This window comes from Paenibacillus sp. ISL-20 (assembly GCF_018613005.1).
GTDB lineage: Bacteria > Bacillota > Bacilli > Paenibacillales > Paenibacillaceae > Paenibacillus_AQ.
This window is the reverse complement of record NZ_JAGGRD010000068.1, coordinates 26322-50274: the sequence shown is the minus strand read 5'-3', so window position 1 is coordinate 50274 and position 23953 is coordinate 26322. Positions and strand designations below refer to the sequence as shown.

Sequence of the window (23953 nt, the reverse complement as noted above, 5' to 3'; positions counted from 1 at the left end):
AAAAATAGGCCAACCAGTAATGACTGGCTAACCTAATAATACGAAAAGCCGCTAAAATAGTGACTTTCAATGGGCCTATATTCTTGTCCCTCGACATCAACAGTGCATTGGGATAGCTAATCTCTTCCGACTTTACGCATATATGTTCTTGTCCTCCGACATGTATCCTAGTTTATAAAGCGACTCTGTAAAGAAAAAATGGACGGGGACCTTTTCCAATCTTCGTCCATTTTGCTACACAAGACTAAAAGATCTACTTGAAATCTCCACATCAGGATTTAGTTCCTTCAATCGCATTCCATAGTCTTTTTTCATCTGTGAGATATGCAGTGATTCTAAATTAGGAAAAAACTCCTTTAGATGAATTAGATCAACCTGAACTTCGCATAAAATAAAATCAATGTGCTTAACATTCTTTAGCCCGCCGATCTCTGTTAGATTCATTTCATTCGGGCAGCTGTTTACTATTAAGGTCTCTATTCCCTCAAAAGTCTTTAACGTACGTAAATCCAGCTTTTTGCAGCCATCTACAACCAGCCTTTTAATCCTCCGGTTATTCCCTGTAAAACGTTCTAGACTACGACAACCTAATACATCTATAGTAGTTAAACCTGATATTGCTGCTGTATTTCCTAATTCTTTAAATTTGCATTTCTTAAATGACAAATTTTCAAAATGAACGTCTTTCCATTCCTCTAAATCAGGCTCCATCGAGCTGTAGATGTCTATTGTTTTAAGATACTTGAACCCAGCAATAGCAGTTAAATCCTCTTTTCGCTCTACATAAAGATCAATGCCAGTTACTGTTGTATTAGAAAGTTGAGAGATATCTCTGCGACGATTGGAGTAGGTTTGAACTTTAATATATTCACCTTTAGTAAACGACTCAATCCCATCAAATGATTGAATATGTTGTCCATATACATACAAAATCTTCAGATTAGTAAATGCGCTTACTATACTAAGATTTTTTAAAGAAGAATTATAGTCGATTATTAGTTTTTCAAATTTATCAATGCCTTTCACCCGTTTCAGATGTTCAATCAAAGCCTCACCATCTACTTGTATTTCCGATGGATTGGTTACCCTCAAGCTGTCATATTGCGGTTCTATAGATGTGAGTTGTGCAAATCGAGACTCATCTACTATTAGCTCTTCTGACATGATGTTCATCCTTTCTGATCAAAGTTATTTGGTGGCCCAAATGAAACTAGGTTTCATTTGGGCCATTTCTTCACACCACTATATAAATATTTCTGCACCTGGTAGTACGGGGTTGAATAGTCCTGGAACAAAATACCCCCATGCATCCAAATATCCCCAAAGCGCTTCTCCCTCACGCTTCCAGAAATTGTATTCTTCCTTATCAATATACAATTTATTTCCTTTAGACGGACCTGACTGATAGGTTTTATGATATTTAGTTTTGGAAAACCACCCTCCTTTCGAGTACCCAATAGTAAACACTCCCCCTTCGTCCTGCATATAATAAGGAGCGTATTCATATTGTGATTTTCTTACATCCATAACCAAACTATAAAAATCGAATACTCCAAAGACAGAATTTACTCTATTACCACCTTTTAAAGCTATTTTTACGGAGTTCATATCGATTTTAACTGAATGACGAATTTTCCAAATAGGTTGATTTTTTGGTGTAGCGGCTTCATCTACATTCTTCAAGTCTATCTTTTGATCTCTATACTTATTAATTACTTCTTGCTCGGCAGCCCTTAATGCTTCATTTCTAGCACTAAAATAGGTGCCTCTACCCGAACCTTTTATGTCAAGTTCAGCATTTACTTCAATAGCTTTTACGGTGGAATCAGGATGTTTAACCATTTGTTTCCATTTATGATTTCCCATCCGTTTCTTAATATCCTGCGCTGTAGATCCTATATATGTTTCATTTTTACCATTGTACGGTCCCTCAATAATATAAATGTAACCAATCAGTACCGGGGCAAATCCAGTTGGATCGATATTAATCAGCGGATTATTCTCCACATAAGTATACCCATTCTGGCTCAACGGATTTCCTAATGTCCCTTTATACGTATCCTCACTTATAAACCGCCCAATCTCCGGCTTATAATACCGTGCTTGCGCAAAGTACAGCCCGTTCTCTTCATACGGATATCCCGTATAAGCGAAGTTCACGGCTCGGTCGGTTTGCGGCTGGGTCAGCAATACGCCGAATTCATCGTAAGCGTTCATCCCAGTCAGTTTCCCTTCCGGATCCTGAATCCCGATGACACTGCCCAGATGGTCATAGGAATAGATTCCGTTCTGCCCATTGCTGAACTTAACATGCAAGCGTTCCAGACCGTAGCTGTAGCTTTCCTCCAGCTTTTGTCCTTCGTATACCGCCAGCAAATCATTGTATGCTGAGGTCAGGTCGATGACGAAGTCGTATGTCTTCTCGACTGTTTTGCTCTGGATGCGTGCACCTAGGCCATCATAGCGATACTCTGCTGTTTTCTCGTCTTTCACTGCTTTTACAAGTCGGTTCGTCTCGTCGAAGGTGTAGCTTTCCAGCGTTTTTCTACCCTGCGTGACCTGGGTTAGGTTCCCGCGCGGATCGTACTGATACTTCTTCAGTGCTTCTCCGGCTTTTTTTTCCTCCAGCAGTTGGTTCGCTGCGTTGTAGGAATAAGTGATCGGGCCGTCTGTTCCGGCTTTCTCGATCCGGTTGCCAAAGCTGTCGTAACGATAGGTACGGTTGCTGCCGTTGTCGATTGCCTGGATCAACTGGCTCAGCTCATCATAGGTGTAGGACTTTTCGCGCTTTTTGTCGCTAACCGTTTCCATCCAGTTCAGTACATTTCCGGCTGCGTCATATTGGTATTCGTGCTGGTTGATGCTGCTACCTGCCTGATTTTTCTCTTGCAACTGTTCCAACAAACCGCGCTTATTGTAGCTGTATTGGGTCGTGCTGCCGTTGGCCGCTGTTTTGTTGACGAGTTGGCCAATTGCATTGTACTCATAGGTCGTGATTCCAACCTGATCTTTTACCTTGGTCAATTGCTGCAGTGCGTCGTACGTATACTCCGTTTGTCTACCGTCCGGCGTCGTCAGGCTTGCTTTTTGTCCATTCGGCGTCCAGGTGTAGCTGACGGTGCGCTGCTTCGGATCGGTGACGCGGGTCATTTGTCCCAGCGCGTCGCGCTCGATCTCCGTGACTCCGTTCCAATCTTCCATCCGTGCCAGCTCGCCGCGCGGATTATATGCGAACTTCACTTGCTTTTCCGCGCTATATGCGATTTGCGTCATTTGATCATTCGCATCATAGCTCTGCTTGATCGTCTGACCGGAAGGATCGGTCACCTCCAACAGATTTCCGTTTGAATCGTAGCTGTAATGAGTTTTCTTCCCAAGCGGATTCGTCATTTCCGTCCGGTGCTGCAACTTGTCATAAGTTCGGGTCATACGTATAACTCGTTTTGTTCCCCAGCGCGTCGATAACTGCACTCATATTTCCGTTCGCATTGTACTCGTACCGGGTCACCTGACCAGTGGCATCCATATAGCTTGCTCGCTGACCAGTCGGTGTATAGGAATATTGCGTTATATTTCCGGCCGCATCGGCTTCACTGAGCAGTTGCCCATTACCGTTGTACGTATAGCGGTTTACGCCTCCAGCCGTATCCACGAATTCGGTTAGCTGTCCCGCCGCATCATAGGTCCAGGCTGTGGCTGCGCCGTCCGGTTGCACGGTCTTGATGAGACGGTTCAACAGATCATAATTGTTCGTTGCCACATTGCCGCGAGCATCCGTTTCGCGAATCCGATTGCCGACTGCGTCGTATTCATACCGGGTCACATTTCCTTCCGCATCGGTCTGCGCAATGACCCTCTCCCATAAGTCATAGGTGTAGCTCGTCTCGCCGCCATTCGGCCCGATTAGCTTCTGCAAACGGTCATGTTCATCATAACGGTACTGTGTCGCGTTTCCGAGCGGATCGACCACTTCTTGCAGCAAGCCCTGTTCGTTGTACTGATACACCGTCTTGCCGCCCGCGGCATCGATTATCTCTGTAATGTTGCCCCATGCGTTATACCGCATTTGCTGCTTCTGTCCGAGCGCATCTGTCACTTGTTGAATCAAACCGCTTGACGTGTATGCATAGTGGTACTCGTTGCCTTGGGGATCAATTTCGGTCAACAATCGGTTCAACTCATCATAGATCTGCCGATGAATCGCGCCCCGTCCATCCACTGCCTGAATGACGTTGCCATGCTCATCATATTCCAGCTTCACTTGGGTGCCATCAGCCATGAGGATTTGCGTTGGCAACCCTTTCTCGTTATACGCGAATTGCGTCTTGTTGCCCTCGCCGTCAGTTGCGGTCAACAAGTTGCCGTGCTCGTCATACGTAAAGGCCGTGGTGCGACCCAATGGATCCGTGACCGACGTGAGACGATTCTGATCGTTATAGGTGAAAGTGGTCGTATGACCTAGCGCATCTGTCTGTGCCAGCAGATTGCCGCGCTCATCGTACACGTACTGAGTCTTCGCACCGTTCGCGTCCGTGCTCTCGACAAATGTTTTCTTCGAATAATAGTCTGGGATCTTCAGCTCATGGTCGGTATCTGGCGGACCGACTTCCTGTGCAGCCGCAAGCGGCATGCTGCCCCACACCCACTCTCCGTCCACAAAGACGGCAATGCGATCCCAGTCGGCAAAATCGGTATCCTCCGGATTGAACGAAAAGTCGTTCGTTTGCGTAAAGTCCGTCCACCGTTCCTTGGACATCCGGGTGTGCAGCTCTACGTATTCTCCTGGCTGCAAAATTCCCGATCCGGGTTCAAAGCTGATTTCCTGCACGGTATCTACGCTAACTCCCGGCGCTTTCAGCGACGTGAATGTCCCGGAAAACTTCTGTTCGCCATCCATATGCACACTGCCGATGCTGGCCCAGTCGTTCCAGAAAATGAGCCGTTCCGCGCTGTCCGCCGTAAAGAAGTATCGGATGCGAATATCGGAGAGCGCAATTGGTCTATCGGATTCGTTATGCAGCCGGTACCATGGGTAGATCGTATTGTAGGTATCGCTGCGATTATCATTGAACATTTCGGCCCGAATGACCTTCGTTCCGTTGTCCGGGGCCGTGATCGCTTCATCCAGCTCTGGATTCGGCTTTTCCGGTATTTCGTTGTTGCCTCCGCAATCGCTCTGCACTTCCCAGACGCCAGCTCCACCCGCTTTACCCGGCTCATCGCCTTGCGTCCACCATTTTGCCTTCCAGGTACGGCCGTCATAATTGACGATATCGCCACCGACATATGCTTTTTGCTTGTCCCATTGTTCGGCGCTGCATGGTTCAGGCGTCGGGGCTGGCTCGTCGCCATCGCAAGTGCCTCTATCTTCCCAAGCACCCCATTCCCCGGTTGAACCCGGCGCTTCGCCAAGCGACCACCATTTGGCACGCCAAATATGGCCGTCATAGCTGACCAATTCCCCGCCGACGTACACTTTCTGCTTATCCCAAACCGCGCTGCAAGGGACTGCCTGTGAAGCGGCAGACTTGTCTTGCTCTGAGTCTGGCTTCTTAACGGCTTCGTCGGCATCTACCGCCGCATCATCGCCTGCTTTGGTCTCCTCGCCGCTTTCCTTGTCTTTGTTCGCATCAGTGTCTTTGTTCGCTTCATTGTCAGCTTCCGCACCAGTGGCCGGATTGATTTGCTTTCCAGTATCGCTGCCTTCGCTACCCGGAGCTTGACCCGCGGTATCCGTGTTACCCAACTTTGGCTCCGACCCTGCCTTATCAGCTTCGGCCGCCTCTGGAGCCACCACCTTTTCCGACGCCAGCCCCAGATTTGAAACGCCAGCAGCTGTTACCCGCTTCTGCTTGGACGCCTCTTCTCTTGCATACAAAGCTTGCTTTTCTTGCTCCGCGTTATAGCTGCCGCCTTCATCATTAGCCTGCAAGGTAGCCGCTGTCTGCTTTCCTGCATCCGCAGCCGAAGCGTTCGTCTTCCTCGTTTGATCATAGCGGAAAGTCCGTTCCCCCGCAGGATCCACGATCTTGGTCAACCGCAAGTCCGCATCATAGTAATAGTGGGTTTCCAGGCCGCTGCCTTCCTTCATTGTTACGACGCGCTTCGCTTCGTCGTACGCATACTGGCGATGCTTGCCATTAGCCAACCGGATGTCCGTGAGCCGTCCTTTGTCGTCATATCGCGTATGCCGCAGCACGGTGCCGTCGGCATCCTTCACTTCAGTCAGCCGGGCGGATTCATCGTATTGATAATCATAGCGATGCCCTTCCACATCCGTCACGCTTGCCACCTTGCCGCCTTCATACGTATAGTGGAAGCTGCGTCCGGTATGATCACTCGCTTGCACGAGCCAGCCCGCTTCATCATACTGGAACTGTAGCTTACTGCCTTCCCGCTCTACTCGCTCCAACTGATCGCCATTATAGTGCAGGTGCGTCTCTATGCCATTCGCTGTGACGAATCGGACAGGCAAGCCCTGTGCGGAAAAGTACATTTTCGTCTGATCCGCCAGCTTCAACTCAAATCCTCCGTCGCCTTGTTTGGTCAACGTGTTATATATGCCTTCACCCGCGCGATAACTGCCATTGCTTTGCTTGTCGTAACGCTCAATATGTCCGTCTTCGAAGCGAATTAATACCGCTTTGTCCAAATCCCGCAATCGCTCGCTATAGGTATGGCTCCAATAGCTTCCGAGCACCGAGAAATAAACGTCGCGCGAATTGTACGTCCGCGTGAAGGATAACGGGAAGCTGCCGCCTATATACAAATCGCTCGCAAGGCCTACCTGATTACCCATGCCCATATGAGCGGGCGTATTCGTATTCGTACCGGCGAATAAGTCCGCCAATCCTATATTGCCGCCCAGCACCGACTCCTGATCCACGATGCGAACGCGCTCGGTCTGGTTGATCAGCAAGATGTTCTTGCCGACAAGCTGCGCTTCCGCGCTGGCAGCCAGTATTTCATTATCCCCCATGATCTCGCTCTTCTGACGCGCATCCCCATAGTATTGCAGCCCTAACAGAGACAGCTCGTCAAAAAAACGGAACGGATGGTTCGTCACCTTCAAGCTTGGTTTGCCTGTACCTGCACCGCGAATGTCCGCCTCAATGCGCGTTTCCATATAAGGCGTCAAACTCACAGGCGCGAACCAGCGTCCTTCTTCTACTGTCGCCTCTACCTGTTTGGATGTGCCTTCGTCCGAAGTGAGAGTTAACATGACCCCGGTCACGCCCTGCGCTTTTCCAGACGTCCCATACACGGTAAACCGATCGCCCTGCAAGTTCGGGCTAATCGCGATATCCTTGGCCGCCCCGTCCAAAATCGTGACCGGATGTACAGATGCATATGGTTTATACCGATCCTGTGGTTCAACGACAATGCGGTATGTTCCCGCAGGCACCGCATTCCCCTGCTCATCCCGACCGTCCCACACGTATTCATGCGGAACATAGCCGCCGCTATAATTCTTCTCCCCCTGAATGATCGTCACCGTTTGTTCGCCGCTCATCAGCTTAATGACGGTCGGGTGATCGACCTCCCAGTTCCAGCGGATGCGCGTCGTCTCGCCCTGGCTCGGCTGGAACACCGCCGGTTCAACACGAATATAGCGCTGCTTATCCCCCATCGCCGCCGCCAACGCCTTCGGCTGTAACGGCAGCATCTGCACGATGAGCAACAGCACCAACATTACCGCGCATACTTGCTTCAACCGCTTTAACTTCCTCATTGCAAACCCTCCCTAATAAAATTAGAGAGCCTTTTCTTTAGATGCAAGTAGAATTAGGACACAAGACTCATAATCCCAAAATTCTACATCATAACCATTTTTCCCTCCTATAATCCCACTTTATTGTCATATTTTGTTACCATAGTTTATTTGACGACAAACAACGGGCACTGCTTCATCTAGTTTATAGGGGGGGATTGGCGTTCTTCAGTGTTGGCGTGAAGCGAAATATGAAAACGAATGAATTCGGAAATCGGTGATGCAAGGAACCATTGAATCAAATTTGTTAGCTAGAGTCTAAGCAGAAATAAATGAAAAAAGCTGGAATGAGCAACTTACTCCAAATTTATAAAGTTAATCCATCCGCGTAGGATGCGACTATATTTGGAATGTAAACGATTACAACCAAAGCCGACGACACTTACTTAGCTCTCACTTTCTCTTTTTTTGTTCTAAATAATCCGTTATAAGCGGTGTTACTTGAATCCCTCTTAGTCTGTGAGTGTTCGCTATACTGTCCGTTAGCTTAATGAAATTGCATGGAAACATAGTTAGATACTTATCTAATCGGTAATCGGCTCATGTTCTTGTCATTTACGGCAATAGGTACAAGTTCTTGTCCTCGAGTCGGGACAAGAACTTGTACCTATAAAACAAAAAAAGCCGCTAAATTAGCGACTTTCAAAGGGAATATGTTCTTGTCCCCCGACACATTTGGTTTGGAGGTGAATTGTATACCTCTGCCACTCTCGTCAGTAACCTCCAGCCAAGCACACTGGTTAAGTTTCCACACTCCTGTGGCTTAAGGTAAGGCGGGTACATCATTGCCACATCGGACTCATATGAATTTCCTCCCTACTTTCGTGAAACTGTGCCCTGTTGTCCTTACTTAACTTAACGGTGCAAATTTAAACTTGATATCTCTCTGTCGTTCAGGATTTATACAATAACGAAATTGTATAAATCCTGAACGACATGACCTCGCTTTGGTTCATGACACGTTGGATAGACTCCGTCAGCATCTGGATCTGAGTGGCGTAATCCTGCACTCGGACCAAGGATTTCAATATACTTCGAAGCCATTTAACCGTAAACTGAAACAACTCGGCATGCTAGGTAGTCACTCCAGGCGTGGAAATGGTTTAGATAATGCCTGTATCGAGTCGTTCTTCTTTCATTTAAAGACCGAGAAAATATACTTGAATAAGGCAGCAAACAAAACAGAGGTTGAACAGCAAGTGAGTGAATACATTCTGTTCTACAACCAAAATCGATTTCAGAAAAAACTAAACGACCGTTGGGGGCCTATCATCATCAAACTGATGGTTTACAAAAATTTTTTTGGAAAATTCAGTACAGAGGTACTAAGCGCGTACAGAAAGGAAAAGTGTGCGATGGGGAACGCTCCGGTCTAATGCTGCGTTGTGCAGCCGTGCGTTTCATTCGCGCCTTTTTCTATGCTCCTAAAATATATCACGGAAAAACCGCCATATGATGCCCAACTTAAGCTTAAGGCGTGTTCACTTTATAGAAAATCAGATAATCCAAATTGCTAAGATTAATATAAGTTTTTTGAAATTTTTTGTGCCATGCACTCAATTTTAGGGATCATCAAGTTGTCATCTATCATTTTAATTTTATCAGGTTTAAACAACTGAAATTTCTTTAGATTGTAATAGTCAAATAGCACCTGATACACAGTCAAATGGTTCTCCATCAGGTACTTTACATCTAAAACGTTACTTAGAATCTCATCTTGCATAATGATAAGCCTACCATCAATCTTATTAAAAATACCCTCTTTTATTCCTTCATCATAAAAAGCCAATTCCTGATATTCTCGTTGCTTCATGGCTTCTTTTAGTCGCTCATAGTTCTCAGGATAACTATTTTCAAGTTCCCTTAAGAAAATGTCTGTGATGAACTCTTTTAATAAGATTGTTTGTTCAAATGTTTGCTGAAATCGCTGAACAAATACTTGATCAGCATCAGAATCTTCAATAATTTCGTGGATGTATTCGACAAATGTACTCACAATAAACGAAATAATATCTTCTTTGGTAGAGAAATATTTATATAAAGTCGCCCTGCTTATATCCATAATCTTTGAGATTTCATCCATTTTCAAACCTTGAAACCCATTTTTTCTAACGTGTAGTAACAATCTATTAGTAAGCTTTTGTCTCATCTGATGTTGTTTTTCAATCTGCCGTTCCATCTAACTGCCCCCTTATAAATTATATTATATCTCATAATCATCATTTTAAACAAACTATACCAAATAGACATTTTATATACTTTTTGTTTACTTTATTCAACTCCCATGATATTATGTTTTTTGAATAACAGTGATGAAAATCCATATTGAACGAACTAAGATTGGATTCCTTTTTTATCTGGGCTTTAAACACTTAGGTGATAGAATTATTTAAGGAGGAATAAAAATGCAAACCCGAAGTCTGGGTCAACAAGGTTTAAAAGTCTCTTCTATTGGTTTGGGTACGATGGGGATGACAATGGCATACGGTCCTTCAAATGAAGATGAAGCAATACCAACTATTCGTCGAGCTTATGAGCTTGGAGTTAACTTTTTTGATACGGCAGAAATATATGGATATGGAAATGGTCACAATGAACAGTTACTGGGTAAAGCTGTAAAGGATTTTCGTGACAAGGTAGTACTGGCTACCAAGTTTGGCTTTGATATGACAGCCGAGCAGATTGGAACACGTTTTAACAGCCGGCCAGAAAATATTCGTAAGGTAGCTGAGAACAGTCTTCGCTATCTGCAGACTGATTACATTGATGTGTTCTATCAGCATATCCCAGATCCCGATGTTCCTATCGAAGAAGTAGCAGGGGTCGTCGGAGACCTTATCAAAGAAGGCAAAGTTAAATATTTCGGTTTGAGCAACACCGGTTCAAACACAATTCGTAAAGCTCACGCGGTTACCCCGGTCTCTATGCTTCAGACTGAATACTCGATATTCGAACGTGAGATTGAGGACAACAATATACGAAAGACATTGAATGAACTCGGTATAGGTTTAGTGCCTTACGCTCCTTTAGGCAGAGGGTTCCTGACAGGTGCTGTTAAACCAGCCCAAGAGTACGCGGAAGACGATATGCGCCGTTACGACGAGCGCTGGCAAGGCGAAAATTATATCTACAATTTACGAGCAACGGAACAACTTAATGAACTGGCTTCTAACAAAGGTATTTCTGTAGCCGAATTGGCACTGGCTTGGCTTCTCGCCCAGGGAGAAGATATCGTTCCGATCCCGGGTACACGAAGTGCTAAGCGGGTTGAGCAAAACGTTGCTGCTGCTAACGTCAAACTTACAGAAGCTGATCTTCAACGTATTAAAGAGATCCTTCCACACGGATCAGCCGGTAGCCGGTATCCAGCTGGAATGATGGAGAATTTCACAAGAGATTCATAATTTTTATAGAAAACTAAAAAAATGAATAAAAAACAGCTAACTAAGGACATAGTCATAGTTAGCTGTTTTTTATTCAACACACTAGCTTCTTGAGTATATTGTGTACAATTTTGCAGTCGGATTGACGGGGTTATTAGGGTCAGGCTCATTTTGGGTGCCCCTTTTCTTCGCTCAACCAAAGGCCACCCGTTGCTGTTGAACAGCAAGAACAGCAAAGTCTTTTCCATTGCTCCAAAAGTTGTTTTATAATCTTTAGACATAGGAGAATCAGTTGATAAAATGCGAAATACAGCCATAAAATTAAAGAGTATGAATCTTGATTTTCCAATTGACGGTGAGCTGCAGTTTGATGCCGCGTTTTCCAAAGATATTGCTAAAATAAAAGCGTCACACTCACCGGTGGCTGGAGAAGCGAACACTTTCATATTCCCAGATTTTAATGCCGGTAATATTGGTTATAAGATAGCGCAGCGTCTTGGAAACTTTGGAGCATATGGTCCGATCCTTCATGGGCTAAATGCACCGATCAATGACCTTTCAAGAGGTTGTACTGCCGATGAAGTTTATAATAAGGCAATAATTACTGCTTCTTTAAAAGGATAAAATGACGAGCATCAAACGGGTTTTATTCGAAGAATTGTATAGGTTATGAAAGGTGGTTTAGCAATGAAGATTCTCATAGTTGGCTATTTTAGCGAGACCTCAAAATCAAATATTGCAAGGTATTTTCCGCAAGACTGGAAGGTTGTAGTTGTCCCGCCCGGAAAAGAAATGCTGCATCATATTGAAGATTGCGAGGTAATCATCCCTGAACATATTAAAGTGGATCACAGCCTGCTTTCTATCGCAAAAAAATTAAAATTGGTACAGACGGGTGCAGGATTTGATAATGTAGATGTCGCTGCCTGTACACAGCTAGGCATTTGGGTGGCCAATGCTGCAGGAGTGAATGCACAGGCAGTGGCCGAGCACGTAATGGCACTGATATTGTCTTATTATAAAAACATACCGTTTCTTGATACTTTCATGAAAAACAAGATGGATGAAAATCAATTGGACTATACAGGGAGTGAATTGAAGGACAAAACGATTGGGATTATCGGTTTGGGCGCTATCGGAAAAAAAGTAGCTGCGCTTTGCAGGGTTTTTGATATGAATGTGCTGGCTTATGCGAGAAATGCCAATGTACAATCGGACGGTTTTGTGAAAATGACGGATTTCGATACTCTTGTAAGCACATCGGACATCGTCAGTGTACATATTCCATTGAATCAGCAAACCAAACAGGTGATCAACAAAGCGGTTTTTAAGAAAATGAAGAATACCTCTCTTTTTATCAATACAGCCCGCGGCGGGATTGTCAACGAAAGAGACTTGATTGATGCATTACAAAACGGGCATATTTCAGGCGCATGCCTGGATGTGTTTGCATCTGAACCGCTTCCTATGGACAGTGAGCTTCGGAATCTGGGTAATGTGATACTTACTCCCCATACAGCAGGAATGCCTGATGGTCGGAAATTTCATAAAAAAAGATATGATTTCTTTATAAAGAATATAAAACGTGTAGAAAATGGTGAAGAGCCTGAAAGCAAGCTCAATCAGTTATTATAGTTTTGGTGCAATAAAAATGAGCTATCGGACGCAGCTCCGTGTATTTGGTGCTTCCCGATAATGGCCTCCACTCGTGGAAGCCGATTATGCTTCTCCGCTTCAATGAAATGTTCAATCAGTTCATGTGCATTCTTCCAGGCTCCTTCACCTTCATTGCTATCAAGCCATTTGTTCTTGTCACTTGTTTTTATCCAATATTAACGTTGTTTTGCTCCTATCAGAGCCCGAAAAGTTATCGTGTTGAATCACCTCTTACAGGAGATGATATACTTTAATATCGGAGGTGAAGTACATGAAGCAAAACACAATTCTGCTATCCACTATACAGCCATCAGAACAAGAAACGGAAGCCGAAGTTTTATACTCAATTGGAGAGACAGCTCAAATGATAGATTCCACAGTAAAAACGGATCGTTATTATGATGAGCCCTTTCGTATGGCATTATCAAGTTGAATGAAGATGGTTCATTCAATCCGAAACAAATTATTACCCGCGAACAAGCGGCTGAAGAAATCTTCAATGCCATTGAGTATTTGAAAGCTCATTCCAATCCGGCCGCATCGGAGATCATGACCGCCTCTGAAAGCGCGAAGCTCATTGCGGATCTGCTGGGCGGAGATGGCACCGACATCCAAATCAAAATCAATCCCGATGCGAAAGTGACCCGTGAGTCGTTTGTCAGCCTGCTTATGCAAACCCTCAAAACAAGCGGAAAACTTCCGATGATTAAGATTCAACCGGTTGACATCGAGGATCAAGACCAAATCGACATCGAAAATTCGGGATCTATTCAATTGGCAATCGCGTTAGGCTTCGTTCAGCTTTCTGAAAAAGGAACGATCAATCCGAAAGGTGAATTAACTCGTGCTGTCGCAACCGAAATTATCGGGAAAGCTTCCGATTATCTTAAAGCACGTCATAATCCATCCACTGCCGTTACTTATGCGGAAGGGGCGCAATTGATTACGAAAACTCTCGGTCTAGCAGGTGAAGATATTGCAATTAAGGTTGATCCGAATGCGATAATGACTCGTGAATCGTTCGTAAGCTTGCTCGTTCAAACGCTAAAGTCTAGTGGAAAGCTGCCTATGATTAAGCCGGTAGTAATCGAAATCAAGGATTTGGATAAAGTGGATAGTTCGAATCAGGGCTTCATTCAGTTAGCGGTCTCTCTGGGGACTGTCAAATTATCTGATTACAAATTGTTTAATCCCAAAGGTGTATTGTCCCATACGGACACAGCTGAAATTACTTCCAATGTACAAGCTGTGCTAGAAAGATTCCCAAGCAATAACTAATTGAAATATTCGATAAAAATTATAACATCTGCCCATGAACTTGTTGGGCGGATGTTTTCATTTATACATCAAGGTATGCACTGGTTGATTGGAGAACCGGTCTTATTTTGTAAGTTGTGCATGATCTGCTCTTCCTGTGGAGATTAAGTCATTCGTGTCATTGGTATCCACAAACGGAAGCTTACGAGTGAAAAAAAGCAAAAGTCGATTGCTTGTAGTCTCGTCCTTCTCCGGCTTGATGCTGCACGTGTTACGAAATGACAACCTCGACGTCTAGGTCGGTCTGAAGCTTCGGATAAATCTCGTTTCGCCACGATTTAAGCTGGTCCTGCGACATTGGTTTGCGGAACCGTTATAGAAAAACTATTGCAAATGACCCAGTGCCAAACGATCTTTTTATTTGTCACTAATTTCGCTCCCATGTAAATGTTGCCCCTTGGCTATAATTCTCATTGAGTTTTATGTTCTAATAATATCCTATATGTAAAAACAGTTAATTTGTTGCTATATCCTGCCCGTTAGCTTAATGAAATTGCATGGAAACATAGTTAGATACTTATCTAATCGGTAATCGGTTCATGTTCTTGTCCTTTACGGCAATCGGTACAATAGCGACTTTCAATGGGAACATGTTCTTGTCCCCCGACAGTCATACACCATTTCAGTCCATAATGGTGTGCACAATTTTTTTCACTACCCTCCTCTGCTATTTCTAACCAACTGTTAAAGAAATTCCTGCAAAATTGTGAAGTTATTTTTTTCAGGATCCATTGAAGAACGTTGATATCTACTTTACCTTGATCGATCGTTTGTTGCACAGATTGATCAATTAGTACCTGAAGTTGCCCGTTAGCTTAACGCGGCTACCCATCTATGCCGACAGCCGCGTTTTAGTTTATTAAGCTATAGAGTTCCGTTAGTTGAGTGGCTTTACAATTCTAAAATCATGTTTGAAAAGGCTTCAGTTTTTCTTGAGTTAGGTGAACTAGGGTGCTCCTAACGTTTCGTTAACGTGGAGTTTTACATGTTCTTGTTCCTCGACAGATCAAGCTTCCGGCTTAACTGTTATGCCCAACTTCTTATAAAAAGGTTGTATCTGCTGCAACAATTGCTCTATATTCATTTGATCTTCCTTTGACAGCCGTTCAATATGAACACTACCATCCGGATCATATTTTTTCTCGTCATAAGCCCTCAATTCATTTAATAATTTTTGAAACTCATCAAATTCTTCTTTGCTGAATATTTGCCCTGCTTCATCTAGCACTCCATTCCAAAAAGTAGTGCTATCTATAAGTTTAACTTCTCCCTTCGTTGATTGAACTTCATTTAATTTGCGAAAGAGTGGCTCTAGCTCTGCGGTTAACCTTCTATAGTTTTTTTGCTCTCCTACGCTCAATCTCTCAATATGAAAATCCCCTTTTGTATCAGCAATTTTCAAATTAAGGAGGCCCCATTCTTTTAGTAAGGACATCCATTTTGTAAACTCCTCTTCACTGAGGTTTTGTTTGGCGGTCTGCAGCTTTGCCTCCAGCTCATCATATTGCTTTTGAGTTACTCCGATATTGTCCCGCGAACCATAGATGGAATCAGCTATATAGCTATAACCGGCAAAAGCACCTGTTGGGATTAACAATGTAGCGGCCAAAATACATGCAACGACCCACTTTTTCATTCGTCTTCCTTCTTGAATGTGTACGACTTTGTTAAGTATTTTTTCCTTGAGCTCCGTTGGTGCGTTCCATTCTTTGGTCTCTTCCTTAAAAGCGGTTTTCAATCTTTCATCAAAACTCATTTTGCCCCTCCACCTTTCCCATAGCCAGAATGCTAATTTTCTGTTTTTTGCGCATCTTTTGCAGAGCAGCATGAATCCGTGATTTTACCGTCCCAAGAGGGATTTCTAATGTGGCTGCAATCTCTTCTTGCGTGTAATCATTCATATAATGCAGAATAACTACTAGCTTTAGCTTATAAGGAAGTCGATCTACGCTTTCAAGTAGCGATTGATTCGATAGTTTGTTGACCACCTCACTTGAGATATCATAGACCACGGCTTGATCAATATGTTCAGCTTTTTTGATGATCCGCATATGTGTCCAACTCTTTCTGCGATGAGCCTGAATTTGCCGCATGACCACTCCCATTAACCAAGGCCGAAACGGCCTGCTTACGTCAAACTTTTCAAGAGACCGGTATAATTGAATATAAATCTCCTGAATGACATCCTCTGCATCTGATGGTTCCCGAATAAGGAAATAAACAGTATTGTAAACGTCCTTAATGGTTGCTTCATATAACTCGCCAAACGCATCACGGTTCCCGGCCAACGTAAGCGAAATAAGCCTTGCATATTCAGATGGATGATTCATCTGCTACCTCCTCCCCTTCGGTCTTACTGTATATATTGGTAATAATTATAGATATCGTTCGAATTATTTCAAAATATAGGACAAGAATTCAGCTGTGTCCGGAAAATGGTTTGTTTCTGTCCTATCGGAATATCCGCTGTCGTTATTGTGAAACCCCAAGCTACTATATAAGAAAATCTACCGCGGTTAAGGATAAAATTTCTTATCACAGCCGTTGGACAAGAGCTTATATTCATAAATCAAAAAGCCCGCTATTTAAGTGGAATTTTATGTGTATATGTTCTTGTCCCTTGACAGTTGTGTTGTCAATATCGGAAAAGCAAAAGAAGATAATATTATTCACACAATCGGCTATGGTTACAAGTTCATGTCTATTTCGGCTAACGATATAAGTTTTTGCCTCAGCTCGGGAAAAGAACTTATATCGTTAAAACAAAAAGTAGACAGCCCTAAAAAAGCAGCCTTAAGCAACCTTAGTTCGGTACTCAATTGGACTAAGGTTGTTTAGTTTTTGTTGAAAACGTTGGTGGTTGTAAAAATGAATATTGTTCAATCGCCATAATAAGCTCTTCCTCGGTCGAGAACGTGTCGAGTCGAAAACATTCCGACTTAAGGTGTCCAAAGAAGCTCAAGGTCTTGGCTACAAGACGGTAGCCAAGACCTTCCTCCAGGAACATCGCAACAGCCTTACGCTTGAATTCGATGTCATATGTCTTTCGTATTTCGCCCATGAAAAAATCCCCTCCAAGTAGACTTTAATGCGCTTTTTACACACTGTCTACTTAAAGGGGATAATATCAAATTAGCGACTTTCTATGGGACCATGTTCTTGTCCCCCGACAACACCATATAGCTCGATTTTCGTTCTGTTTTTTTATAAGTTCCCCTTTCTTGCAGTAAAAAAGCAATTCGGATTTAATACGAATTGCTTTTCTTTGAATACTGTACTCCGGTACCGCCAACGGAAAGGCCAAGCGATGTCAAACCCTCTTCGATTGACGGATTTATCATTCATCCTGGATTCCCGGCAACTCATAACGTTGTTACAAATGGCAATCCTAAAACATCAGCTATTGTTCCGCGTTCTGGAAATATTTATTAAGTACTCCTTTAATCCTTCTAACTCCAGCAGCAGAAGATTGTTCTTTTTTAATACTGAACTTTCCTAAGTTTGTTGTATCTTCTACATGAGGTCCTCCACATACTTCTCGACTCCAAACTTTCCCTTCGTTATCTTTGATTGTATACACCTTAACGATATCCGGATATTTATCCCAAAAATTCCCTTCAACTTTACTTTCTTTCGCTTCAATTTTAGGCATCTCTGAAATATAGGTAACTGCTTTTGATGAAATCGCATCATTCACATACTTTTCCACCTCAGCTATTTGCTCTGGCGTAAGTTTTTCATCATGGTTGAAGTCAAACCGTAATCGTTCTGAAGTAATATTACTTCCTTGTTGATGAACATGATCACCTAAAACTTCCCTTAAACCAGCAAGTAATAAATGAGATACCGTGTGCAGCGCTGTTGTTTCTGTTGAATGTTCAGCTAATCCACCTTTAAATTTACCCGCAGAAGCAGTTCTGCTCTTTTCAGCATGTTTCTTTGCCGCCTCTATATAAGAGGCCTTGTCCTCCATGCTATATCCACTTTCAGTTAGAAACTCTTCCGTCAACTCCAAGGGAAACCCATATGTTTCGTAAAAATAAAAGGCATCTGCACCTGTAACTTTACCCTTATTCTTAAGATGTTTTTGTATTTCAAATTCTCCTTGCTGTAAAGTTCTATAGAAAAGATTTTCTTCCTTATTTACTATTTCGATAACTTTCTTTTTATTACCGATCAAATCTTCATAAGCTGTTGCTTCATCTATATAAACTTCAGACAACTCACCCACAAAACTTCCTTGTATACCTATTTTTTTACCTGCACGAATCGCCCTTCTTAATAACCTTCTTGTTATATACCCTGCATCACTATTAGCTGGCTCCGCACCATCATTAATTAGAAAAGTAGCCGCTCTCACATGATCAAGTATGATTCTAAACGACTTTAAATCGTCAGTATATTGTTTACCACTTAACTCCATCAATTTTTTCTTGGGATTAAGGAAGAAAGCCGTATTATAAATATCCTTGTCACCATTAAGGGCTGTTGCAACCCTTTCTAATCCGCCTCCATAATCAATATTGGGATTTTGCATTTTTACAAATCCTGTGTCTTCTTTTTTGTAACACATAAATACGTTGTTCCCAATTTCTAAAAATCTCTCGCTTACAGAAGCAGGATGATCCAGTGAATCACCGCCTGGTTCAAGATCATAGAACATTTCACTATCAGGCCCACCTGGTTCACCAACAGGCATATCTAATGGACTTCCGGCTCTACTCCACCAATTTTCTTTTTCATCGTATAGGAATATTTTCCCACCTCTAGATGCCCCATATTGATAGGGGTCATCTTCAATGATAGGTTCTATACCAACTGATTTAAATTTTTCTGACCAGATTTGAATGGCTTCCGTATCTTTCTGTATATTCAAATCATCACTTCCTATAAAAGCACTGATATACAGCCTGCCAGGATCAATTCCTAATTCGATAATATGCCAATTCCAAATGGCATCGATTTGCTTTTTCTTATAGTTATTTTCATTTGCTTTAAACTCCCATCGACCTATCATTTCAAAAAATGTCAGATGCGACGTATCTCCTACTTCATCAATATCCACTGTCCTTAAACACTTCTGAATATTAGTTATCTCATTACCTATCGGATGCTTTTCCCCCAATAAATAGGGAACCATAGGTTGCATTCCACTTCCCGTAAACAACGTTGAGGGATCATTTTCTGGTAACAAGCTAGAAGAGGGCACTTGGCTAGCCCCTATTCCTTTCATAAAATCAATATATGATTTTCTTAACTCATCTGGTGTCATTTTCACCATGCTCAATACCTCCATTTTAATTATTATTTATTCTTGGAAAATCCAAAAGTCTTTATTCTGCGAATATTCAAACGAAAAGAAATAAAACAAAAAAAGCCCTGAGCTGACATATTTCTTGTCAACTTAGGGCGAACTATTATGTCCGTGTTACCACCTAATTTCAGATTTCTCTGCACTCTATCAATACGGGATATCTCCGATATTGTTTCCTGAATAACGGTTGAACTCCGTTGAAGCCTACTAAGATTCCTCTGTTCGGTTCACAGCTCCGAGACTGCTTCACTATTAGATCAATGAAGATTCGCACCAACCATCTTCTCTCTGTGAGATCCCTAATACCTACTATTTCTCATCATAGCCTTTTCATTTTAAATTAAAGCAATTCTAACACACTCAACTTGCTCTGTCAATTTATTCCACTATTTTTTATAAGGTATAAGGTCGGACAAACATATAAGCGCTAATGCAAAATGGTTTGCCCACGGATGACCTGCACATTGCCGAACAAAATATTTGATATTTTTCTCCTCAACTTTATCCCAGTAGTAATCCCCGTTTGGATCAGACAAAAGTAACAGTTCCTCTGATATTTTGCCGCAAAGAAGGGCTCCCCAGGTTTTGTCTTGGATTTCCTCTTGTAATTGCACTGCTGTAGACACTACGGTTCCATCCCTTCAAAAAATTCATTTAACCAGTCTTGTTTCTCCTCGGAGCTCTTAAGCTCAAAAGCAGTAAGTTTTTCAGGTGATTTGATCACTGAGCGCTTCTTAGCTGTTTTGAAGTACTCTTTCTCGCGTTGCATGTAGCTCTCCTGAAGCTTCTCATGCAAATCACGGAATTTCTGTTCATCGTAATAATGCTCATACACGTTTAATGTTTCTGGGTCTCGCCATTTCATATATTCAATAAGCTGCTTCTTCTTATCTTCGATTTGGGCAGCTGTATCAGATTGCTCATAAATGCCGCGCAACATGGAGGTCACAAACCAGTGCCTTGCTTTATTTAGAAGTGACTCAATAGCATTGAAGTTAAATACTTCTTTAGCGAATAATACATTCTCTAAAGTGTTCCTTGAGCGATCCTCATACATGATTACATTTAAAGAAATACCTGCCTCAGTTAGATTTTTTAACAATGTCATGTGCTTCGGGTACAGTTTTATCGACCCAGTTCTCATGCTTAATTCCTGTAGGGCTGACTCCTCCTGTGATAATAATCATTTTTCCCAAGCTTCTATTATAAGCGTCAATCGTGGCTTCCCAATGCCCTGGATGAGTACCTCCGAAAACAAAAATAGCATCGCAAGGTGATATTTCCTTAGATAAGAAAACGATATCAGTTAACTCGTTTATCTGAACTTCCGTTAATTCAGGAACCACAGGATCTTTAGGAATTTGAGGTTGCATTTAACACCCTTCTCAATTCAAATAATTATTCTAATATATGCGTCGTACCTAATTAAGTACTGACAATTTGCATATACCTGCCCAGCGCCCGATAGCTGAGAAAGACAGTTGCCTACATATGTCTTTATTATGTTTATCTCCTCTATCCTGCCCGTAAGATTTTATGAAATAGCTGTAGAATTTTAATTAGATATGTATCTAATCGGTAAACGGACCATGTTCTTGTCCTTTACGGCAATCGGTACAAGTTCTTGTCCTTGACTCGGGACAAGAACTTGTACCGATAAAACAAAAAAGCCGCTAAATTAGCGACTTTCTATGGGACCATGTTCTTGTCGCCCGACATTATGTTTATTTTGATTTCTGTTCTGTCGTGTCCTCCTTCATGTATAGATCTCTCCCCCTCCCCAAAAAAACCTTACCAAGTTTTTTTGGTGGAATCTCTGAAAAAACTTGCCGTTACTTGTGACACGGTTCACCATAACGGTCATAACGGCGAAATTTTTGTTTACAATGAAATAAAATAAAAGCCCCCCAGGCAAGAGCTATCAAGAAATCAATGCAGTACTATTCATCAGTGTCTTTTTTGTTGATACTTTTCCACCAACATCATGTTTCATCGTTGAACTCAGACTGATTCACATTAGCCCTATTCGCTGTAACTGACTTCACTTTCTTGTAATCATTTCAATCAGAGAGTTGTAAATTAAAGCAACTTAATTAGTTCTTCTAGCTCATCAACCAATACTTTTGCAAATTCAAAATTAGTATCTTTTAAAGCCATTTCTATTTTCATTTCAACTGCTTTTTTGTTTTGTTCCGCTTCTAAATAGTCTTTATCAAAGTGACTAGCATAAATCATCTGTTTAAATTTTTTCATAGTCATTTTTCTAATCGTCTTATTGTCAATGATTAATACATAATCCATACCATTTACAACAGAATAGAAATCATGAGATATCATGAGAATTGCACCTTTATAGTCTTCAATGGCTTGTTCCAGTGCAATTTGTGTATATGTGTCTAAATGGCTTGTCGGTTCATCAAGAAGCAATACGTTTGCATTACTAGCAGAAACTTTAGCCAATTGAAGTATGTTTTTTTCTCCACCAGATAGTGATTCAATCTTTTGATTAACGATTTCGCCTTCAAAGCCATAGTTTGAAATATACGATCTAACTTCATCATAAGTTTTAAACCCAGCATCGATGAATTCTTCTAGTATTGTATTAGAATCCTTTAGCATTTCGCCTTGATTCTGAGATAAATAAGCCACTTTAACATCATCATTTATTTCAATGGAATCATGATTATTGTTAAAGATATCTCGGAGTAAAGTCGTTTTCCCTGTACCGTTTGGACCAATAATGGCTACTTTATCCGTAGATTTTATCTCAAAGCTAACATTCTCTAAAAGCAGTTCATCAAAGGCAACACTATAATTATTGACTTTTACAACAATGCTGTCTTCAATTTCATTCTCAATACCGAAACTGATATTCGGTTGCTTAATATCAACAAATGGGGCCTTAATTCTACGCGCTTCCAATCTCTCTTGAAATCTAACTCTAGCTTTTAACGCTCTACCTCTAGATGCTTCTGAATTAATAGTTGCAATAGCTCTAAGATTATCAATAATGTTATCGTATCTCTCAATTTCTTCAGCTTCAGCGACTGCGATTTCTTGCAACTCAATTTTTGTCTGAAGTAATGAGAAATTATACTCAATATATCGCCCATCAAACTCTTGGATCTCCGTGTTTTCAAGGTGAATAATTTTGTTGAAACAATGATTCAATAGATATCGATTGTGCGTAACAACTAGCAGTATGCCTTTGTGAGTATTAATAAGTTTTTTAAGCGCATTTAGGTTCTCAAAATCTAAAAATACATCCGGCTCGTCCATGATCATTAAGTCTGGACTATTAAGCATTTCCTTCATTACTTGAATAAGTTTGAGTTCCCCGCCGCTCAGGTCGGATACCCTAACATCTTTTAGCTTCAAGAGGTTTGCTAGATTTAATTTCTTATTAATGTTACTCTCAAAATTATCTCCGCCCATTGCATCAAATGCGTCTAAAGCGAATTGATACTTTTCGAGTAACGGCTCAATATCCGATGATGTTTCCATTTCATTACAAATAGATTTTATTTCATTTTGTAGCTTAATAAATTCTTCTCCGATATATTCAAAAACAGTTGTTTCTTTAGTTCTGTCTAGTTGGGAGAACTGACTTACATACCCAATTTTGCAGGTTGGATCTATCTCTAACGTGCCTTCGAACAAATATCTTTCTGGATCCATCAGTATATCGATCAGTGTACTTTTACCACTGCCACTTGTTCCAATAAAAGCGCAATGCTGTGCCTCTTCTAACGTAAATGAAATGTCTTTATATAGTTCTTTTTGTGGAAATGAGAAGGATATGTTTTCAACTTTTATCATAGTAGTGCCTTTCTTTATAACTAAAATGGTGACTATTATTAAATGTATTGTCGAACACAGACTTTTAGAGTAACACTCTTTACTACCAAGTTCAATCCATTTTCAGCCCTTACCCTCACTTCGAAATTCTAATACTTTCTTTAGAATGGTGGCTTGTTGGACGATTTTCAGAATCAACCATTGCTTACTATAATGAAGATCCATCAAAAACGACGTTTACAGAGGATGACTGAACCAATGAAGACAGGGAAGGCTTGTTCGACCACAATATGGTTTCAAAATCGATGGAAGAAGAAGCAGCCTGGACGTTTATCCAATCCCATGAAAATACATCAAACAAAATCATGACAATGATCCACCCTACGCATATTATGGGACCAAGCTTTGTGCCTTGGCACAATGATATGATTTATGCCATGCTTCGCGACGATAGAGCTATGGCAGATTCACAACTATATTGGGTTGATGTGCGCGACGCAGCGGCAATGAACATTGCGTTGATGAAATCTATGGGTCGCGGACATAGAATCGACGAACTCCCCAAGTTACTATGTTTTTGTCACCCGACAAATAGGACCATCCCATAAATTGAATAAAATAGAGCTAAAAAAGAAGACATTCTTCCTAAAAATGGGGTTGAATGACTACTTTTTTGAAGTTTATACATACTCCTTAAGAAAAACGTAAGTTCTT

18 protein-coding genes, 1 pseudogene and 1 other annotated feature are annotated in these 23953 nt (G+C 41.9%); of the genes and pseudogenes, 7 read left to right on the top strand and 12 right to left on the bottom strand.

All coding sequences use genetic code 11. From position 1 onward, the window contains the following. Positions 1-234: 234 nt before the first annotated feature. The 3 genes from J7E85_RS31480 to J7E85_RS31470 form a co-directional block, all read right to left on the bottom strand. Entirely contained in the window at positions 235-1164 is a 930-nt protein-coding gene (locus J7E85_RS31480; RefSeq protein WP_215163949.1) for a hypothetical protein, read from the bottom strand. 78 nt (positions 1165-1242) lie between these two features. Next, positions 1243-3429, bottom strand: a complete 2187-nt coding sequence (locus J7E85_RS31475; protein WP_215163948.1) for an RHS repeat domain-containing protein — start codon at positions 3427-3429, stop codon at positions 1243-1245. Beyond that, positions 3413-7732, bottom strand: coding sequence for a cellulose binding domain-containing protein (locus J7E85_RS31470; RefSeq protein WP_215163947.1), 4320 nt, complete (start codon positions 7730-7732; stop codon positions 3413-3415). Before J7E85_RS31470 ends, J7E85_RS31475 begins: the two co-directional genes overlap by 17 nt. A 1001-nt stretch (positions 7733-8733) precedes the next feature. Here J7E85_RS31470 and J7E85_RS31460 point away from each other — a divergent pair. Continuing rightward, positions 8734-9147: an IS3 family transposase gene (locus J7E85_RS31460; RefSeq protein WP_215163945.1), complete on the top strand. Its 414-nt coding sequence runs from the start codon at positions 8734-8736 to the stop codon at positions 9145-9147. 143 nt (positions 9148-9290) lie between these two features. On the opposite strand, the gene J7E85_RS31455 is transcribed toward J7E85_RS31460, so the two are convergent. Continuing rightward, positions 9291-9950 (bottom strand): TetR/AcrR family transcriptional regulator, encoded by a 660-nt coding sequence (locus J7E85_RS31455; RefSeq protein WP_215163944.1) that lies wholly within the window; start codon positions 9948-9950, stop codon positions 9291-9293. Between the two features lie 226 nt (positions 9951-10176). Here J7E85_RS31455 and J7E85_RS31450 point away from each other — a divergent pair, with 226 nt between their 5' ends. The 5 genes from J7E85_RS31450 to J7E85_RS31430 all read left to right on the top strand — a co-directional run bounded on the left by J7E85_RS31450 (position 10177) and on the right by J7E85_RS31430 (position 14088). Further along, a complete protein-coding gene (locus J7E85_RS31450; RefSeq protein ID WP_215163943.1) occupies positions 10177-11175 on the top strand; it encodes an aldo/keto reductase in 999 nt (332 codons plus the stop codon). Between the two features lie 258 nt (positions 11176-11433). Further along, entirely contained in the window at positions 11434-11778 is a 345-nt protein-coding gene (locus J7E85_RS31445) for a phosphate acyltransferase (RefSeq protein ID WP_353049599.1), read from the top strand. 63 nt (positions 11779-11841) lie between these two features. Beyond that, positions 11842-12789 carry an NAD(P)-dependent oxidoreductase gene (locus J7E85_RS31440; RefSeq protein WP_215163941.1) on the top strand — a complete coding sequence of 316 codons (948 nt, stop codon included), beginning with the start codon at positions 11842-11844 and terminating at the stop codon, positions 12787-12789. Between the two features lie 292 nt (positions 12790-13081). Further along, positions 13082-13243: a MerR family transcriptional regulator gene (locus J7E85_RS31435; RefSeq protein WP_215163940.1), complete on the top strand. Its 162-nt coding sequence runs from the start codon at positions 13082-13084 to the stop codon at positions 13241-13243. After that, positions 13240-14088: an S-layer homology domain-containing protein gene (locus tag J7E85_RS31430; RefSeq protein WP_215163939.1), complete on the top strand. Its 849-nt coding sequence runs from the start codon at positions 13240-13242 to the stop codon at positions 14086-14088. The genes J7E85_RS31435 and J7E85_RS31430 overlap by 4 nt, the downstream gene beginning before the upstream one ends. A gap of 1045 nt (positions 14089-15133) precedes the next feature. On the opposite strand, the gene J7E85_RS31425 is transcribed toward J7E85_RS31430, so the two are convergent. The 8 genes and pseudogenes from J7E85_RS31425 to J7E85_RS31390 all read right to left on the bottom strand — a co-directional run bounded on the left by J7E85_RS31425 (position 15134) and on the right by J7E85_RS31390 (position 23260). Next, positions 15134-15883: a DUF3600 domain-containing protein gene (locus J7E85_RS31425; protein WP_215163938.1), complete on the bottom strand. Its 750-nt coding sequence runs from the start codon at positions 15881-15883 to the stop codon at positions 15134-15136. Next, positions 15873-16457 (bottom strand): sigma-70 family RNA polymerase sigma factor, encoded by a 585-nt coding sequence (locus J7E85_RS31420; RefSeq protein ID WP_215163937.1) that lies wholly within the window; start codon positions 16455-16457, stop codon positions 15873-15875. The genes J7E85_RS31425 and J7E85_RS31420 overlap by 11 nt, the downstream gene beginning before the upstream one ends. Before the next feature lie 463 nt (positions 16458-16920). Continuing rightward, positions 16921-17086, bottom strand: a pseudogene (locus tag J7E85_RS34425) (IS3 family transposase); the annotation flags it as partial. A gap of 441 nt (positions 17087-17527) precedes the next feature. Further along, positions 17528-19408: an alanine--tRNA ligase gene (locus tag J7E85_RS31410; protein ID WP_215163935.1), complete on the bottom strand. Its 1881-nt coding sequence runs from the start codon at positions 19406-19408 to the stop codon at positions 17528-17530. Between the two features lie 121 nt (positions 19409-19529). Then, positions 19530-19773: a binding site (T-box leader), on the bottom strand. Positions 19774-19827: 54 nt separating this feature from the next. After that, entirely contained in the window at positions 19828-20067 is a 240-nt protein-coding gene (locus tag J7E85_RS31405) for a hypothetical protein (RefSeq protein WP_215163934.1), read from the bottom strand. Beyond that, positions 20067-20549: a YdcF family protein gene (locus tag J7E85_RS31400; protein WP_215163933.1), complete on the bottom strand. Its 483-nt coding sequence runs from the start codon at positions 20547-20549 to the stop codon at positions 20067-20069. Before J7E85_RS31400 ends, J7E85_RS31405 begins: the two co-directional genes overlap by 1 nt. Beyond that, complete coding sequence (locus tag J7E85_RS31395; RefSeq protein ID WP_215163932.1) at positions 20524-20814, bottom strand: hypothetical protein; 291 nt, start codon at positions 20812-20814, stop codon at positions 20524-20526. The genes J7E85_RS31400 and J7E85_RS31395 overlap by 26 nt, the downstream gene beginning before the upstream one ends. A 706-nt stretch (positions 20815-21520) precedes the next feature. Next, entirely contained in the window at positions 21521-23260 is a 1740-nt protein-coding gene (locus J7E85_RS31390; RefSeq protein WP_215163931.1) for an ABC-F family ATP-binding cassette domain-containing protein, read from the bottom strand. Positions 23261-23544: 284 nt separating this feature from the next. Between J7E85_RS31390 and J7E85_RS31385 the strand changes: the two genes are divergently transcribed. Beyond that, positions 23545-23847 carry a Rossmann-fold NAD(P)-binding domain-containing protein gene (locus J7E85_RS31385; protein WP_215163930.1) on the top strand — a complete coding sequence of 101 codons (303 nt, stop codon included), beginning with the start codon at positions 23545-23547 and terminating at the stop codon, positions 23845-23847. Positions 23848-23953: the final 106 nt, after the last annotated feature.

Coding starts and splice junctions, on each gene's coding strand:
- J7E85_RS31480 (WP_215163949.1), bottom strand. CDS start 1,164: ATGTCAGAAGAGCTAATAGTAGATGAGTCTCGATTTGCACAACTCACA.
- J7E85_RS31475 (WP_215163948.1), bottom strand. CDS start 3,429: ATGACCCGAACTTATGACAAGTTGCAGCACCGGACGGAAATGACGAAT.
- J7E85_RS31470 (WP_215163947.1), bottom strand. CDS start 7,732: ATGAGGAAGTTAAAGCGGTTGAAGCAAGTATGCGCGGTAATGTTGGTG.
- J7E85_RS31455 (WP_215163944.1), bottom strand. CDS start 9,950: ATGGAACGGCAGATTGAAAAACAACATCAGATGAGACAAAAGCTTACT.
- J7E85_RS31450 (WP_215163943.1), top strand. CDS start 10,177: ATGCAAACCCGAAGTCTGGGTCAACAAGGTTTAAAAGTCTCTTCTATT.
- J7E85_RS31440 (WP_215163941.1), top strand. CDS start 11,842: ATGAAGATTCTCATAGTTGGCTATTTTAGCGAGACCTCAAAATCAAAT.
- J7E85_RS31435 (WP_215163940.1), top strand. CDS start 13,082: ATGAAGCAAAACACAATTCTGCTATCCACTATACAGCCATCAGAACAA.
- J7E85_RS31425 (WP_215163938.1), bottom strand. CDS start 15,883: ATGAGTTTTGATGAAAGATTGAAAACCGCTTTTAAGGAAGAGACCAAA.
- J7E85_RS31420 (WP_215163937.1), bottom strand. CDS start 16,457: ATGAATCATCCATCTGAATATGCAAGGCTTATTTCGCTTACGTTGGCC.
- J7E85_RS31410 (WP_215163935.1), bottom strand. CDS start 19,408: ATGGTGAAAATGACACCAGATGAGTTAAGAAAATCATATATTGATTTT.
- J7E85_RS31400 (WP_215163933.1), bottom strand. CDS start 20,549: ATGACATTGTTAAAAAATCTAACTGAGGCAGGTATTTCTTTAAATGTA.
- J7E85_RS31395 (WP_215163932.1), bottom strand. CDS start 20,814: ATGCAACCTCAAATTCCTAAAGATCCTGTGGTTCCTGAATTAACGGAA.
- J7E85_RS31390 (WP_215163931.1), bottom strand. CDS start 23,260: ATGATAAAAGTTGAAAACATATCCTTCTCATTTCCACAAAAAGAACTA.
- J7E85_RS31385 (WP_215163930.1), top strand. CDS start 23,545: ATGGAAGAAGAAGCAGCCTGGACGTTTATCCAATCCCATGAAAATACA.